Consider the following 15,175-nt stretch of genomic DNA (forward strand, 5'->3'; position numbering starts at 1 on the left):
CGGGCGGCGTGCGACGCGGGCGGTGCAGTGGCTGATCTCTGCACCCGGTAGGTCTGAAATTAGGCAGAACAGGTGACGTGGTTTACGGGGGTGAGTGAACGGAAAGTGAACCGTGGCGGGCGGCCCGGTTCCGGTCCTACGCCTCCGGCAGCGTCTTCAGCGCCGCGATCAGCAGCTCGCGGTCGCGCGGCTGGGTCAGCTGTTCACGGGCGGCCTCCGGGGGAAGCCACAGCACCGCGTCCACCTCGTCGTTCGGGGTGAAGGCGCCCTGCGTGGCCTCGGCGGACCAGTAGGTGACCTCCTTCGGGCGGCCGTTCGCGACGTACCGGACCAGGGGCAGCACGGCCCCCGGCACACAGTGGTGGCCCGTCTCCTCCAGGACCTCGCGAGTCGCCGCCTCCCGCGGGGACTCGCCGCGCTTCAGCTTGCCCTTGGGGAACGACCAGTCGTCGTAACGCGGCCGGTGTACGAGGCACAGCTCCACGCCCCCGGCGGGCGCGGGCGGCCGGCGCCACAGGACGCAGCCCGCCGCCCGCACCGGGCCGCTCACGGCCGCGCCGCCCCCGTCGTCGCACAGGGCCAGCACTCGCGGAAGACCGCGCGCGCCGCCTCCACCTCGTGGCGCTGGTCGGCGTGGAGCACGCCCAGGGCGTACGCGGTCGCCGGGGCGATCCTCGGGGTGCGGGCGGCCGCGGCCGCCGCGCCGGCCGCCTCCGCCGCGTCCCGGTGCAGATCGAGGGCGTGGCCCGGGGCGGCCAGCACCGGGTCGGGGGCGCCGTGCACCACCTCGTGGGCGTAGCGGTGCAGCCGGAGGAGCAGGCGGGTCTGGTGCCAGGGCGCGTCGTGCGCCTCGTTGTACGGCTCCGCCGACTCGTCGGAGGGCAGCGCGGCGACGGCCCCGTGCAGCCGCTGTTCGGCCCGGTCCGCGGGCTCGGCGAGCAGCTCCCCGGCGGGGCCGGTCGCGGCGGGGGCGAGCGGGACCTCGGAGGCGAGCAGCGCGACCGCGTCGGCCACCGCGTGGAAGCGGGCGGAGCCGAGGGCCTGGAGGGCGGCGGAGTGGGCGCGGGTCCGGGCCAGGGTGAGCTGCCGTTCCAGCAGGGCGCCGGCGCGGGCGGCGCCGACGCCGAGGACGGGGCGGCCCGTCCCCGTGGCGTCGCCGGTGCGGGCGGCCGGGAGGACGGGGGCGCCGGACAGGCCGTGCAGCGCCTCCAGGAGCCGGGTGAGCCGGTCCGCGTAGGCGTGTTCGCGGGCGAGGGTGCCGGAGAGCCAGGACAGCTCGGTGCGCAGCTGCTCCGCCCAGAGCGGGTCGAGCGCGGTGCGGAAGGTGTGCAGGGTGGCGCCGATCCGGCGGGCGGAGCGGCGCAGGGCGGTGGCGGCCTGTTCGGCGGCGCGCGATCCGGCGTCCGTGGGAGCGGTGTTCTCGCGGTGCAGGCGCAGGCTGCGCAGGAAGTCGGCGGCCTGGGTGCGCAGATAGGGGCCGAGGACCGACCCCGCGCTCACGCCGGTGATGCCGGGCGCTCGGGCCGGGGCCGCGGCCTCGGGGTGCTGGTCAGGGCGTCGCACGCCGGCGCCTCCGGGCATCGATGAGCATTTCCTGTACGTGCCGCAGAGGCTTGCCGTCCGCGTCCGCGGAGTGCCGGGTCCAGTTGCCGTCGGGGCCCAGGTGCCAGGAGGAGGTGGTGTCGGCCATGCCGGTCTCCAGGAGGCGGCTGAGCGCGGCGCGGTGGGCGGGGTCGGTGACCCGGACCAGGGCCTCGATGCGGCGGTCGAGGTTGCGGTGCATCATGTCGGCGCTGCCGAACCAGACCTCGGGTTCGCCGCCGTTGCCGAAGGCGAAGACCCGGGAGTGTTCGAGGAAGCGGCCGAGGACCGAGCGGACCCGGATGTTCTCGGAGAGGCCGGTGACGCCGGGGCGGATCGCGCAGATGCCGCGTACCCAGATGTCCACGGGGACGCCGGCCTGGGCGGCCCGGTAGCAGGCGTCGATGATCGCCTCGTCCACCATCGAGTTGACCTTGATGCGTACGTAGGCGGGGCGGCCCGCGCGGTGGTGGGTGACTTCCTTGGTGATGCGGGCGACCAGTCCGTCGCGCAGCGACTTGGGGGCGACGAGGAGGCGGCGGTAGGTTTCGCGGCGGGAGTAGCCGGAGAGGCGGTTGAAGAGGTCGGAGAGGTCGGCGCCGACCTGCGGGTCCGCGGTGAGCAGCCCCAGGTCCTCATAGAGCCTGGCCGTCTTCGGGTGGTAGTTGCCGGTGCCGACGTGCGAGTAGCGGCGCAGGGTGTCGCCCTCCTGGCGGACGACGAGGGAGAGCTTGCAGTGCGTCTTCAGGCCGACGAGCCCGTAGACGACGTGGCAGCCCGCCTCTTCCAGCTTGCGCGCCCATTTGATGTTGGCCTGCTCGTCGAAGCGGGCCTTGATCTCGACCAGGACGAGGACCTGTTTGCCGGACTCGGCGGCGTCGATGAGGGCGTCCACTATCGGTGAGTCGCCGGAGGTCCGGTACAGCGTCTGCTTGATCGCGAGGACATCCGGGTCGCCCGCCGCCTGTTCCAGGAACGCCTGGACGGAGGTGGAGAAGGAGTCGTACGGGTGGTGCAGGAGGACGTCCCGCTCGCGTACGGCGGCGAAGATGTCCGGCGCGGACGCGGACTCGACCTCGGCGAGGTCGCGGTGGGTGCCGGCGACGAATTTGGGGTACTTCAGCTCGGGGCGGTCCAGCGACGCTATGCCGAAGAGGCCGGTGAGGTCGAGGGGGCCGGGCAGCGGGTAGACCTCGGCGTCGGACACCTTCAGCTCGCGGACCAGCAGGTCCAGTACGTACGGGTCGATGGACTCCTCGACCTCCAGGCGGACCGGCGGGCCGAAGCGGCGGCGCATGAGCTCCTTCTCCAGGGCCTGGAGCAGGTTCTCCGCGTCGTCCTCCTCGACCTCCAGGTCCTCGTTCCTGGTGACCCGGAACATGTGGTGCGCCAGCACCTCCATGCCCGGGAACAGCTCCTCCAGGTGGGCCGCGATGACGTCCTCTATGGGCACGTAGCGCTGCGGCGACGCTTCCAGGAAGCGGGTCAGCAGCGGCGGAACCTTGACCCGGGCGAAGTGGCGGTGGCCGCTGACCGGATTGCGTACGACGACGGCGAGGTTCAGCGACAGGCCGGAGATGTACGGGAAGGGGTGGGCCGGGTCCACGGCGAGGGGGGTGAGGACGGGGAAGACGCGCTGCCGGAAGAAGGTGAACAGGCGGGCCTGCTCCTTTTCGGTCAGCTCCGGCCAGCGGATCAGCTGGATGCCCTCGTCGGACAGGGCCGGGGCGACGTCCTGCTGGTAGCAGGCGGCGTGCCGGGCCATGAGCTCCCGGGAGCGGGTCCAGATCAGGTCCAGCACCTCGCGGGGCTGGAGCCCGGACGCGGACCGGGTGGCGACCCCGGTCGCGATGCGGCGCTTCAGTCCTGCGACCCGGACCATGAAGAACTCGTCCAGATTCGACGCGAAGATCGCCAGGAAGTTGGCCCGCTCCAGGAGCGGCGTGGCCGGGTCCTCGGCCAGTTCGAGGACGCGTTCGTTGAACGCGAGCCAGCTGCGTTCCCGGTCCAGGAACCGGCCCTGGGGCAGCTCGTCCCCGTCCACCTCGGGTTCGTACGCGTCGGCGTCGGCGTCGATGTCGGGATCGAAATCGGCGGCGGTGGACAGGGCCGCGCTCCTCCCGGAGGGGGCGACGGCATGCGGCCGGTGTGCGGCGAGGGCACCCACGGACGGCTGGGCGGCGGGCTGGACCGGAACCTCGGAGCTGGGCTGCTGGCTCATGAGCCCATTCTTCCGCGCGGAGCGCTCAGGGGGCGCGTCGGAGGAGGACGAGATCGCGTGGACGGCGCGGTCGGGGCGCGTTCTGCCGGTATTACGCCCGTTGCGGGGGGACGGCACAGCTGGCTGCATCCTGCGAGGGTCGCAAGGCCGTCTGAATGCGTGGTTACGACGACATGACGTGCGGGAAGCGGTGGGTGGCCGTGTGTGGGGGCCCGGTCCGGGGCCGGGCCCCCGGACCGGGTTTGGGAACGGCTCAGGCGTGGTAGCGGCGCAGCACCCGGAAGGCGAGGGCGGTGACGGCTGCGGCGAGGACGAGGAGTATGGCGGTTTCGGTGAGCTGGAGGGGCCAGAAAGCTCCGTCGGGACGGACGGCCTCCCGGGCCGCGATCAGCGCGAGGGAGACGACCACGGTGAGGGTCATCGATGCCAGGGCGCGCCGGAGCAGCAGGGCGATGAGCGCGCCGAGGGCGAGGCCGAGCAGGGCGGAGGCCACGGGTACGGGGCCCATCACCCCGTACACCAGGGGCTCGGTCGACTTGGCCGGGTAGTCCGTCTCGTACGTACGGGACCAGCCCCACGCGAACACGGCGGACAGGACGGTGACCCCGGCGATGAGGGCACCGGGGACGGCCAGTCTGGCTGCCAGCCAGCGGGCGGGGCTCACGGACTGGCTCCAGGAGAGCCGGTAGGTGCCGTCCTCCAGCTCCCGGCCGATCACCGGTCCGGCGACGAAGAGGCCGATGAGCGTGGGCAGGGCGGCCATGACCAGCCCGGCGTAGTCGAAGATCCGCCTGTAGTACATCTCGATGCTGAGGAAGTGGCGGGCCTGGATGCCGCAGCCGGGGACGATGTGGTCGACCGAGCACCCGGTCCCGGAGAAGTCGTCGGCGGCGGAGGACGTGAACAACCAGGCGCCGATCACCAGGGCGATCCCGGCGAGGGCGAGCGCACCGCTCACCCACAGGACGAGCCGGTGCTGCCGTACGACGAGCCGTTCCGGACCCCGCAGGCTCAGCGTGCTCATGCCGCCACCGCCTCGTGGACCGTCGCGCTCGGGGTGAGCAGCGTGGGGGCTTTCGGGGAGCGGAGGTGGGCGAGCAGTAGTTCTTCCAGGGAGGGGGCGGAGCGGTCCCAGACCGGGTCGGCCGGGCCCTCCGGGCGGACCAGGGCGGTCAGGGTGCGGCCCGTTGTGCGGGATTCGATCACCGTGTGCGGGGCGAGGTCGCGGACCGGGCCGGTGAGGAGGGCGTGGGCGGCGAGCAGGTCGTCCGTCTCGCCGCCGAGGCGGACGCGGCCGCCGTCGACCAGGAGGAGGTGGTCGCAGGCGCCCTCCAGCTCGCTGAGGATGTGCGAGGACATCACGATGGTCGTCCGGTGCTCGGCGGCCTCGGCCATCAGGGCGCCCATCAGCTGGTGGCGGGCGAGGGGATCGAGGTCGGCCATCGGCTCGTCCAGGAGGAGGAGTTCGGTCCGCTTGCCCAGGGCGAGAGCGAGGGCGAGCCGGGTGCGCTGCCCACCCGAGAGGTCGCGGACCTTCGCGTCCGAGGGCAGCGGTCCGGCGATGCGCGCTGCCGCCTCCCGGTCCCAGCCGTCCGGATTCAGCTCCGCACCCGCCCACAGTGTTTCGGAGACCGTCAACTGCGGGTAGAGCGGCTTGTCCTGGGCCACGTACGCCATCCGGGCCCGCGTCTCGCCGGGCGCTGCGCCCAGGACCCGCAGCCTTCCCTCGGCCGGCCGCAGGAAACCCGCCGCCAGGGCGAGCAGGGTCGACTTGCCGGCGCCGTTGGGCCCGACGAGCGCGCAGACGGCGCCGGTCGGCAGCCGGAACGTGCAGTCCCGCAGTGCCCAGCCGCCCCTGCGGCCCCCATATCGCATGCCGAGCCCTTCGGCCTCCAGCGCGGTACCCGTCATCGGTCCTGGTCCCCCTCGAATTCGCTGTCCAGTACGGCGGTGAAGAGCGCGCTCACGTCGTCGCGTTCGAGTCCGGCCGCCCGCGCCCGGCCCGCCCAGGCGGCGAGTTCGGCGCGCAGCGGGGAGTCGTCGGCGGCCGCCGCGCCACCGAGCGACCGGGTGACGAAGGTGCCGAGGCCGCGCCGGGCCTCGACCAGCCCTTCCCGTTCCAGCTCGCGGTACGCCTTGAGCACGGTGTTCGGGTTGATCGCGGTCGCTTCGACCACCTCCCGGGCGGTGGGCAGCCGGTCGCCCGGCTCCAGCAGTCCGAGGCGCAGGGCCTGTTTGGTCTGCTGGACGATCTGGAGATACGTGGCGACGCCGCTGCGCCGGTCGATGCGGAACTCGACTGCCGCGGACTCTGCCATCTTCACCCTTTCACTAATTGAGTAGTGAAAGGGTGTCGTAAAGAAGGGGCGGCGTCAAGCGACGCCGCCCCGCACGCACTTGAGGAGGGATCAGGACTCCGTGCGGTACATCAGATCGACCTCATGTGTCGTGAAGCCCATCCGTTCGTATACGGCGAGGGCCGCCGGGTTGTCCGCGTCGACGTAGAGCATCGCGGTCGGCAGGCCCTCCGCCGCCAGGTGGTGCAGGCCGATCGCGGTGAGTGCCTTGCCGAGGCCGCTGCCCTGTGCGTCGGGCCGGATGCCGACCACGTACACCTCGCCGAGCCGTTCCTCGGTGTGGACCTTCGTCCAGTGGAAGCCGATCAGTTCGGTGGAGCCCGTGCCGTCCTCGCGCTCGGCCAGGAAGAAGCCCTTCGGGTCGAACCAGGGTTCGGATTTGCGGTCGTCCAGGTCGCGCTGGGTCAGCGAGCCCTGCTCGGGGTGGTGGGCGAAGGCGGCGCGGTTCACCGCGAGCCAGGCGGCGTCGTCCTCGCCCGGGACGAAGGTGCGCACGGTGACGCCCGGGGGGAGGGCCGGTTCGGCGAGGTTCAGCGGGTTCAACGGACGGCGCAGCTGGCGCAGTTCCCGGAACAGGGAGAGGCCGAGGACCTGGGCGAGATGGCGCGCCGCGGCCTTTCCGCCGTGCGCCCAGACCCGCAGCCGCTTCCCGGTGGCGGCGAGCAGCGCGGCCCCGAGCGCGCGGCCGTGGCCGTGGCCCCGGTGCGCGGGGTGCACGACCAGCTCGGCGGCCGGTGCCTCCACGGGGTCGGTGTCCTCCAGCTGCGCGTAACCGGCGAGCACGCCCCCGGCGGACAGCAGGAAGTGCCGTACGCCGGCCCGCTGCCCGCCCCGCAGTTGCAGACGGCCCTGCTCCGATACGGCCTGCCGGCCGTCGGACCGCGCGGCCTCGGCGAGCAGGTCGAGCACGGCCGCGGCCTGGTCGGGGGAGAGGGTGTCGAGCGTCTGGATCTCGCGTCCGGGTGCGGGGAGGGGTGCGTCTGTCGTCATGGGTCCGAGCGTACGGGCCCCTCGGGCGGGGGCGGGCTTTGCCGGACACCCCGGTCCGGAGCGCGGGTTTCCGTCCTCGATCGCCGGACGGGCCGGCGGACACACACCGGCTGGCAACCAGTTCGTAACCGTAAACATCTGTCGCGCTACGCGCGTTGACTCTAGGCTGCGGCTCGAACTTCACCCGCTGAACTCACAAGGGGACCGATGTCAGCGACACCGCAGAAGAACCGGGCGTCACGGCGGGTGCTCGCCGCCGCGGCCGGTCTCGCCACCGTGGGCGCGCTCGTCGCCGCGATGCCGGCCAGTGCCCACGGGCGCGGCCACGGGCACGGCGGCGGCCACGGCCACGGGCACCACACGCCGGCCCGGACCGTCGACGTACAGCTGCTGTCCTTCAATGACCTGCACGGCAATCTTGAGCCGCCGGCCGGCTCGGCCGGTACGGTCACCGAGACGCAGGCCGACGGTACGACGAAGGCGATTCCGGCCGGTGGCGTGGAGTACCTCGCCTCCTCGCTGCGTACCGCCCGCAAGGGCCACCCGTACTCGATCACCGCGGCCGGCGGCGACATGGTCGGCGCGAGCCCGCTGCTTTCGGGGCTCTTCCACGACGAGCCGACCATCGAGGCGCTGAACAAGATCGACCTCGATGTGACGAGCGTCGGCAACCACGAGTTCGACGAGGGCGCGACCGAGCTGGCGCGCCTTCAGAACGGCGGCTGCCACCCGGTCGAGGGGTGCTACGAGAAGGGCAAGAAGTTCCCGGGCGCCGACTTCCCGTACCTCGCGGCCAATGTGACGAGCGAGAAGACCGGGAAGCCGATCCTCAAGCCGTACACCGTATGGAAGAAGAACGGCGTAAAGATCGGGTTCATCGGCGTCACCCTGGAGGGCACGCCGAACATCGTGACGGCCAACGGCGTCAAGGGACTCAAGTTCCACGACGAGGTCGAGACGATCAACAAGTACGCCAAGGAGCTGGACCGCCAGGGCGTGAAGTCGATCGTCGCGCTCATCCACGAGGGCGGCCTGCCCGCCTCCTCCTCGTACAACTACGACTGCGACAGCCCGGGCGCCGGTGACGGCATCTCCGGGCCGATCACGGACATCGCCAAGGGCATCACGCCGAAGGTCGACGCCCTGATCACGGGCCACACCCACCAGGCGTACGTCTGCACCATCCCGGACCCCGCGGGCAACCCGCGTCTGGTCACGTCGGCGGCCTCCTTCGGCCGGCTGTACACGGACACGACGCTGACGTACGACCGCCGCACCGGCGACATCGTGCGCACGGCGGTGAAGGGCAGCAGCAAGAAGGGCTCGAAGCACCACGGTTCGACGCCGTCGAACCCGGTCTCCGCGAACCACCTCGTCAGCCGCGATCAGAAGCCCGCCAAGGACATGACGGACCTGATCGCCCGCTGGAATACCCTCGCGGCGCCGATCTCGAACCGGCCGCAGGGCTATATTTCGGCCGACATCAACGGGCGCGGCTCCACCGCCCCGGAGAAGCCGCTCGGCAATCTGATCGCCGACGCGCAGCTGGAGGGCCTGGCCCCGGCGGACAAGGGCGGGGCGGTCGTCGCCTTCATGAACCCGGGCGGCATCCGCGCGGACCTGGTGTACAAGGCGTCCGGCAGTGAGGGCGACGGCGTCGTCACCTATGGCGAGGCGTTCACCGTGCAGCCGTTCACCAACATGATGAACGTCGTGGACCTGACCGGCGCCCAGCTCGTCAGCGCCCTTCAGCAGCAGGTCAGCGGCTCCAACGAGGCCAGCCCGAAGATCCTCCAGGTCTCCGAGGGCCTCACCTACACGCTGGACATGACGAAGTCCGGCGCGGACCGCGTAGTCACCGACACGATCAAGCTGAACGGTGAGGCGATCGACCCGGGCAAGACGTACCGCGTCGCGATGAACGAGTTCCTGGCGGGCGGCGGCGACGGCTTCGCGGCGCTCGGCGAGGGCACGAACAAGCTGGTCGGCGCCTCCGACCTGGACCTGTTCAACGACTACCTGGCCGCGCACTCCACGGCCTCGTCCCCGCTGGACCCGCCGGCGACGGACCGGATCACGGTCGTGCAGTAGGGGTAACGGAGCGGCAGAAGGGGAAGGGGCTGCGGACCGGTCGAACCGGTCCGCAGCCCCTCTTTCTACGTGTGTGCTCAGGCCCCCGCGCCCGCCTTGCGGCGGCGCACGACGAGCACGGCCGCTCCGCCGAGTGCCACGGCGGCGACCCCGGCGATGCCGAGCGGGACGGTGGCGTCGGACGAGCCCGTGGAGGCGAGGCCGCCGCCGGTGGACGCCGAGCCCTGGGCCTGCGTCCCGGAGGTGCCGGTGGAGCCCGTGGAACCGGTGGAGCCCGTGTCGCCGGTGGACCCGGTGGACCCGGTCGTGCCTCCGGTCCCGGTGCCGGTGTCGCCGGTCGTGCCGGTCCCCGAGCCTGCGGCCTTGACCGTGAAGGCGGCCGTCTCCCCGCCGGGGGCACCGCCGCAGGAGCCGTCCTCGTTGACGTACTCGGCCGAGGTGAGGACGACACCGTTGCCGGCCGGAGCCTTGGCGTCCGCGGTGAGGCGGAGCTTGACGTCGGTCTGCGCGCCCGCCTTCAGCGCACCGATGCCGATGCGGTGGTCCTTGGCGACGGCGTGCCACTTCGGCGACGCGGCGGTGGACCACTGGAGGTGCATGTACCCGTCGGTGGTCTTGAGGCCGGTGGTGTCGGTGGTGTGGACGTACGCGTACGTGGTGACCGCGTCGAGGGTCTGCGCGGTGCCGTTCTTCACGCGCAGCGAGAAGGTGGTGCTCGTGCCGGCGACGACCGAGGAGGGCAGGCCGGTCACGGTGGCGCGGAGGTTCGCGGGTACGCAGTCCGGACCGCCCTCCTCCTCGCGGGCCTTGGCCAGCGCCTCGTCGGCGGCCGTCTTGACGGCGAGCGCGTCGGCCACGGCCTTCTGCAGCACGCCGTAGGCGCGGGCGGCGGCGACGCGGGCGTCGTCGGAGGCGGTGTCGGCCTCCGTTGCCGCGGTTTCCGCCTCGGCCTGGGCGGTCGCCGCGGTGGCGGCCGCGGTCTCGGCGTCGGTGACGGCCTTCTCGGCCTCGGTGCGCTCGGCGTCGGTCGCGGTGTCGGGCAGTGCGGCGAGCGCGGCCTTGGCGTCGGTGACGGCCTCGTCGGCGGCGGTCTTGGCGGCAGCGGCGTCGTCCGCCTTCTTACGGGCGGCCTTGGCCGCCACGGCGAGGGGCGCCTCGGGGGAGAGGGCCTTCTCCAGGACCTCGTAGCCGGCCTTCTGCGCGGCGAGGGCGTCGTCGTACGCCTTCTGCGCCTTGGCGGCGGCCTTCTCGAGTTCCTCGATCGTCGGCTTGGCCTGGGCCTCCGCCGCCGGCTTGGAGTCGGCGAAGGCCGGGGTGACGGAGAGGAGCGCGGCGGGGGTGGTGACGGCGACGGCCACGGCCGTGGCGAGTATGCGGCGAATCTTCACATGAGCCCTTGGGGTCGATCCGGAGAAACGGACGGTTCAGGCAGCGCTGACCACAGCGGAGTGAACACGCGGGCAGCTGTGGAGATCCTATGAGGTATGTGCATGGCCCCTGCAGCGAGGGGGTGTTACTCGCGTACGGCCTCCGGCGGCGGCTGCGGCGCCCCCGGGAGGCTGATCACCGCCTCCGTGCCGCCGCCCCGGGCCGGGGTGAGGGCGATGTCGCCGCCCGACTGCTGGACCGTACGGGCCACGATCGACAGGCCGAGGCCCGAGCCCGGGAGCTGGCGGGCGGACGGGGAGCGCCAGAAGCGTTCGAAGACGTGCGGGAGTTCGTCGGCGGGGATGCCGGGGCCGTGGTCGCGGACCGTGAGCCGGCCCCGGTGCAGCACCACGTCGATCGTGCCGCGCGACGGGCTGAACTTCACCGCGTTGTCCAGGACGTTGACGATCGCCCGCTCAAGGGCCGCCGGTTCGGCCCGTACGTACCAGGGGGCCAGGTCCTCCGTGATCGTCAGCTCCGGACCGCGCAGCCGGGCGCGGTGCAGGGCGGCCCGGGTGATGTCGTGCAGGCCCACGACCTGGAGCGGGCCCGGCTGCGCGGCGTCCGGGCGGGCCAGCTCCTGGAGGTCGCCGATGAGCGCGGCCAGCTCCGTCATCTGCGCCTTCACCGAGGACATCAGGGCCCTGCGGTCGTCCGGCGGGATCGCCCGGCCGGTCTCGTCGCTGCGGGCCAGCAGCTCCACGTTGGTTCGGAGCGAGGTGAGCGGGGTACGCAGCTCGTGGCCCGCGTCCGCGATGAGCTGGGCCTGGCGGTCGCGGGAGGTCGCCAGGGACGCGGTCATCGAGTTGAACGACCGGGACAGGCGGGCGATCTCGTCTTCCCCCTCGGCCGGGATGCGAACCGTCAGATCCTCGGTCCTGGCCACGTGTTCGACGGCCTCGGTGAGCTCGTCCACGGGACGGAGTCCGGACCGGGCGACCCAGAGACCGGCGGCGCCGGCGCCCACTACGCCGATGCCGGATACCAGGAGAAGGACCCAGGCGAGGGTGGTGAGTGGCTTGTCGATCTCGCTGAGGGGGCGGGCGACGGAGAGCCCGAGGGGGATGGGCGGCTCACCCGGAACACCCGTCGCCGTCACCGGGGAGGTGAGGACGCGCATCTTCGCCCCGTCGGAGTCGGTCTCCGTGTGCAGCACGCCGGACGGCTCGCCGCCGATCACCGCGAGGTCGTTCTGCGTCACCGGGAGCCGGGGCGAGCCGGGGGCCACGCACACGTTTCCCTGGCTGTCGATGAGCTGGACGGTGAGGCCGGTGTAGGGCGTGGGCGGCCGTTTGGCGGTGATGCGCTTGCAGTACTGGTACAGGTTGCTCAGATAGTCCTTGTCGACCGTGGCACCGCGCAGCGCCTCGTCCTGCTGCCTCTCCAGCTGCTCCCGCGTCACGAACCAGCACGCCACCGCCACCGCCGCGACCGCCGCCGCGACCGCCGTGGCGACCAGCAGGGCCAGCCGGGAGCGCAGGGGCAGCGCACGGAACCGGCGCAGCGGCCCCGTCATCCGTCGCCCCCGCCCGGGCGGAGCGCGTACCCCACACCGCGCACGGTATGCACGAGGCGCGGTTCGCCGCCGGCCTCCGTCTTGCGGCGCAGGTACATCACGTACACGTCCAGCGAATTGGAGCTCGGCTCGAAGTCGAAGCCCCACACCGCCTTCAGGATCTGCTCGCGGGTCAGCACCTGGCGCGGGTGCGCGAGGAACATCTCCAGGAGCGTGAATTCGGTACGGGTCAGCTCCACGCGCCGGTTGCCGCGCGTCACCTCGCGGGTGGACAGGTCCATGCGCAGATCGGCGAAGGAGAGCACGTTGTCGTCGGGGACCGGGCCGCCCGAGGCCGCCGCGTACGAGCTGCGGCGCAGCAGCGCGCGGATGCGGGCGAACAGCTCGTCCAGTTCGAACGGCTTGACCAGGTAGTCGTCGGCGCCCGCGTCGAGTCCGGTGACGCGGTCGCCGACGGTGTCCCGGGCCGTGAGCATCAGGATGGGCGTGGTGGCGCCCGTGGAGCGGATGCGGCGGGCGGCGGTCAGACCGTCCATGCGGGGCATCTGGATGTCCAGGACGATGAGGTCGGGGGCGTACGACTCCGCCTTGGTGAGGGCGTCGAGGCCGTCGACGGCGACCTCGGTGCCGTATCCCTCGAAGGCGAGGCTGCGTTGCAGGGCCTCGCGCACGGCGGGCTCGTCGTCGACGATCAGGATGCGCTGCGGATCGTCTTCGGCGGGGCTCATCGCTGTCTTGTCCTCTTCTCGGTCGTACGGGCCGGGGGCGCGGGGGCCCAGTTTCTCAGCCCCGTACGGTCAGGAGCCGTTCCCGGCCCGCAGGGTGTCGAGATCGGCCTTCAGGGTGTTCACCGGGATGGCGAAGCCGAGGCCGACGCTGCCCGCGCCGGAGCTGCCCTGGCCGGCGGCGGAGCTCGCCGAGTACATCGCGGAGTTGATGCCGATGATCTCGCCGTTCATGTTGATCAGCGCACCGCCGGAGTTGCCCGGATTGAGCGAGGCGTCGGTCTGGATGGCCTTGTACGTGGTGGTGGACTCGCCGGTGTCGCCGTTGAACTGCTGTCCGCCGAACTCGAAGGGCCACTGCCGCCCGCCGCCCTGCTGCTCCTGGCTCTGGCCGTTGTCGCCCTCCTTGGCAACCGTGACGTCGCGGTCGAGGGCGGAGACGATGCCGCTGGTGACGGTGCCGGTCAGGCCCTCGGGCGAGCCGATCGCGACGACCTCGTCGCCCACGGCGACCTGGGAGGAGTCGCCGAGCGTGGCCGTCTTCAGGCCGCTCGCGCCCTGGAGCTTGATCAGCGCGAGGTCCTTGTCGGCGTCGGTGCCGACGACGTCGGCGGTGTACGTCTTGCCGGTGCTGAGGGTGACCTTGATCTGGGAGGCGTCCGCGATGACGTGGTTGTTGGTGACGATCTCGCCGTCCGAGGTGATGACCACGCCCGAACCGGTGGACTGGCCGGCCGTCGAGGTCGCACCGATCTCCACGATGGCCGGCGAGAGGGCCTTGGCCACACCGGCCACGGTGCCCTTGTCGCTCTGCGAGACGGTGGTGCCGGGGATGACGCCGCTCCCGGCGGTGGTCGCGGTGCCGTCGTCCGTGAGCTTCGCGATCACCGTGGCGGTGCCACCGCCGACGATCGCGGCCGCGATGGCCACCGCCGCGAGGAGCGCGACCGGCTTGCGGACCCGGCGGCGCGGGGCGGGCGGTTCGGCGGCGGGGCCGGGGCCCATCGGGTCCGCGAAGACCGGCTGGACCGGCTGGTATGACGGCGGCGGCGGGTAGGCCGCTTCGCCGTTGCCGTACGAGGGGTACATCGGGTACTCGCCGCTCGGGCGCTGGCTCTCTGTCATGTCTATGAGCCTGTCCGGCCAAGATGAGAGGAGCGTGAGGGCGCCCTGAGAAGCCCGGCAGAACCGCGTATGCCCGATATAAAGCCCGGGGCTCAGGCGGAGGCCGGCGGCTCTCCGCAGCCGCACGAGCGGCGGACCACCAGCGCCGAGGGGAACTGCTTCAGCCGCTCGCGCCGCGACCCCGACACCCGCAGCGAGTCGTCCAGCACCAGGTCCACCGCTGCCCGCGCCATCGCCGGGCGGTCCGAGGAGACCGTGGTCAGCGGCGGATCGGTCAGCCCGGCTTCCTTGACGTCGTCGAACCCGGCGACGGCCAGCTCGCCCGGCACGTCGATGCGCAGCTCGCGCGCGGCCCGCAGCACGCCGATCGCCTGGTCGTCCGTGGCGCAGAAGATGGCCGGCGGCCTGTCCGGCCCGGCAAGCAGCTCCAGGGCCACCTGATAGGCGTCGTAGCGGTTGTACGGGGCCTGGAAGAGCCGGCCCTCCGTCGAGCGGCCCGACTCGTGCATCGCGCGCCGCCACCCCTCGACGTGGTCGGCGACCGGGTCACCGACCGCCGGGGTCTCCTCCGTACCGCCGAGGCAGGCCACGTACGCGTTGCCGTGTTCCAGGAGGTGGCGGGTGGCGAGCTGGGCGCCGCCGATGTCGTCCGTGACGACCGCGACGTCGTCGATGGCCTCGGGCCGCTCGTGCAGCAGCACGACCCGGGCGTCCCACGCCTCTATTTCCGCCGCGGCGCGCTCGCTGGGGCCCTGGCTGACCAGGATGAGACCGGAGACCCGCATGCCGAGGAAGGCCCGCAGATAGTGGACCTCGCGCTCGTCGCGGTAGTCGGAGTTGCCGACGAGGACCATTTTCCCGCGCTCGGCGGCGGCCTGTTCGACCGCGTGCGCCATCTCCGCGAAGAACGGCTGCCGGGCGTCCGGGACGATCATCCCTATGAGATCGGTCCGCCGCGAGGCCATCGCCTGGGCGACCCGGTCGGGCCGGTAGCCCAGCTCCTTGATCGCGGCGAGCACCCGCTCGCGCGTGGCCGGGGCGACCGGCCGGGGTCCGTTGTTGATGACGTAACTGACCACCGCGGTCGACGTCCCCGCCAGTCTCGCCACATCGTCCCGCGTCACCTTGGCCACGCGCGGCA

General features: G+C 72.3%; 13 protein-coding genes. 1 reads left to right on the forward strand and 12 read right to left on the reverse strand.

From position 1 onward, the window contains the following. Window positions 1-136: 136 nt before the first annotated feature. The 7 genes from OG338_RS15850 to mshD all read right to left on the reverse strand — a co-directional run bounded on the left by OG338_RS15850 (window position 137) and on the right by mshD (window position 7,149). A complete protein-coding gene (locus tag OG338_RS15850) occupies window positions 137-550 on the reverse strand; it encodes an NUDIX hydrolase (RefSeq protein WP_405937938.1) in 414 nt (137 codons plus the stop codon). Further along, complete coding sequence (locus tag OG338_RS15855; protein WP_405937939.1) at window positions 547-1,581, reverse strand: CHAD domain-containing protein; 1,035 nt, start codon at window positions 1,579-1,581, stop codon at window positions 547-549. Before OG338_RS15855 ends, OG338_RS15850 begins: the two co-directional genes overlap by 4 nt. Then, on the reverse strand, window positions 1,550-3,802 hold the full coding sequence (locus OG338_RS15860; protein ID WP_405937940.1) for an RNA degradosome polyphosphate kinase: 2,253 nt from the start codon (window positions 3,800-3,802) through the stop codon (window positions 1,550-1,552). Before OG338_RS15860 ends, OG338_RS15855 begins: the two co-directional genes overlap by 32 nt. A 253-nt stretch (window positions 3,803-4,055) precedes the next feature. Continuing rightward, window positions 4,056-4,826 carry a hypothetical protein gene (locus tag OG338_RS15865; RefSeq protein WP_405937941.1) on the reverse strand — a complete coding sequence of 257 codons (771 nt, stop codon included), beginning with the start codon at window positions 4,824-4,826 and terminating at the stop codon, window positions 4,056-4,058. Next, window positions 4,823-5,713 (reverse strand): ABC transporter ATP-binding protein, encoded by an 891-nt coding sequence (locus OG338_RS15870; protein WP_405937942.1) that lies wholly within the window; start codon window positions 5,711-5,713, stop codon window positions 4,823-4,825. Before OG338_RS15870 ends, OG338_RS15865 begins: the two co-directional genes overlap by 4 nt. Next, window positions 5,710-6,120: a GntR family transcriptional regulator gene (locus tag OG338_RS15875; protein ID WP_405937943.1), complete on the reverse strand. Its 411-nt coding sequence runs from the start codon at window positions 6,118-6,120 to the stop codon at window positions 5,710-5,712. The genes OG338_RS15870 and OG338_RS15875 overlap by 4 nt, the downstream gene beginning before the upstream one ends. Window positions 6,121-6,210: 90 nt before the next feature. After that, a complete protein-coding gene (gene mshD, locus OG338_RS15880; protein WP_405937944.1) occupies window positions 6,211-7,149 on the reverse strand; it encodes a mycothiol synthase in 939 nt (312 codons plus the stop codon). Between the two features lie 207 nt (window positions 7,150-7,356). On the opposite strand from mshD, the gene OG338_RS15885 reads away from it, so the two are divergent. Then, window positions 7,357-9,240, forward strand: coding sequence for a bifunctional metallophosphatase/5'-nucleotidase (locus OG338_RS15885; RefSeq protein ID WP_405937945.1), 1,884 nt, complete (start codon window positions 7,357-7,359; stop codon window positions 9,238-9,240). 77 nt (window positions 9,241-9,317) lie between these two features. Here OG338_RS15885 and OG338_RS15890 read toward each other — a convergent pair whose 3' ends face one another. From OG338_RS15890 to OG338_RS15910, 5 genes are all read right to left on the reverse strand, one after another. Then, window positions 9,318-10,628, reverse strand: coding sequence for an LPXTG cell wall anchor domain-containing protein (locus tag OG338_RS15890; protein ID WP_405937946.1), 1,311 nt, complete (start codon window positions 10,626-10,628; stop codon window positions 9,318-9,320). A 125-nt stretch (window positions 10,629-10,753) separates the two neighbouring features. After that, a complete protein-coding gene (locus OG338_RS15895; protein ID WP_405937947.1) occupies window positions 10,754-12,184 on the reverse strand; it encodes an ATP-binding protein in 1,431 nt (476 codons plus the stop codon). Continuing rightward, window positions 12,181-12,912, reverse strand: coding sequence for a response regulator transcription factor (locus tag OG338_RS15900; RefSeq protein WP_405937948.1), 732 nt, complete (start codon window positions 12,910-12,912; stop codon window positions 12,181-12,183). The genes OG338_RS15895 and OG338_RS15900 overlap by 4 nt, the downstream gene beginning before the upstream one ends. Window positions 12,913-12,981: 69 nt before the next feature. After that, entirely contained in the window at window positions 12,982-14,034 is a 1,053-nt protein-coding gene (locus OG338_RS15905) for a S1C family serine protease (protein ID WP_405937949.1), read from the reverse strand. A 92-nt stretch (window positions 14,035-14,126) separates the two neighbouring features. Further along, complete coding sequence (locus tag OG338_RS15910; protein WP_018101660.1) at window positions 14,127-15,167, reverse strand: LacI family DNA-binding transcriptional regulator; 1,041 nt, start codon at window positions 15,165-15,167, stop codon at window positions 14,127-14,129. Window positions 15,168-15,175: the final 8 nt, after the last annotated feature.

It is taken from the genome of Streptomyces sp. NBC_00726 (assembly GCF_045161735.1).
GTDB lineage: Bacteria > Actinomycetota > Actinomycetes > Streptomycetales > Streptomycetaceae > Streptomyces.

What these genes read in the sequence shown, in the direction of transcription:
- OG338_RS15855 (WP_405937939.1), bottom strand. Translation starts at nt 1,581, where the DNA reads ATGCCCGGAGGCGCCGGCGTGCGACGCCCTGACCAGCACCCCGAGGCC.
- OG338_RS15865 (WP_405937941.1), bottom strand. Translation starts at nt 4,826, where the DNA reads ATGAGCACGCTGAGCCTGCGGGGTCCGGAACGGCTCGTCGTACGGCAG.
- mshD (WP_405937944.1), bottom strand. Translation starts at nt 7,149, where the DNA reads ATGACGACAGACGCACCCCTCCCCGCACCCGGACGCGAGATCCAGACG.
- OG338_RS15900 (WP_405937948.1), bottom strand. Translation starts at nt 12,912, where the DNA reads ATGAGCCCCGCCGAAGACGATCCGCAGCGCATCCTGATCGTCGACGAC.
- OG338_RS15870 (WP_405937942.1), bottom strand. Translation starts at nt 5,713, where the DNA reads ATGACGGGTACCGCGCTGGAGGCCGAAGGGCTCGGCATGCGATATGGG.
- OG338_RS15895 (WP_405937947.1), bottom strand. Translation starts at nt 12,184, where the DNA reads ATGACGGGGCCGCTGCGCCGGTTCCGTGCGCTGCCCCTGCGCTCCCGG.
- OG338_RS15860 (WP_405937940.1), bottom strand. Translation starts at nt 3,802, where the DNA reads ATGAGCCAGCAGCCCAGCTCCGAGGTTCCGGTCCAGCCCGCCGCCCAG.
- OG338_RS15905 (WP_405937949.1), bottom strand. Translation starts at nt 14,034, where the DNA reads ATGACAGAGAGCCAGCGCCCGAGCGGCGAGTACCCGATGTACCCCTCG.
- OG338_RS15885 (WP_405937945.1), top strand. Translation starts at nt 7,357, where the DNA reads ATGTCAGCGACACCGCAGAAGAACCGGGCGTCACGGCGGGTGCTCGCC.
- OG338_RS15875 (WP_405937943.1), bottom strand. Translation starts at nt 6,120, where the DNA reads ATGGCAGAGTCCGCGGCAGTCGAGTTCCGCATCGACCGGCGCAGCGGC.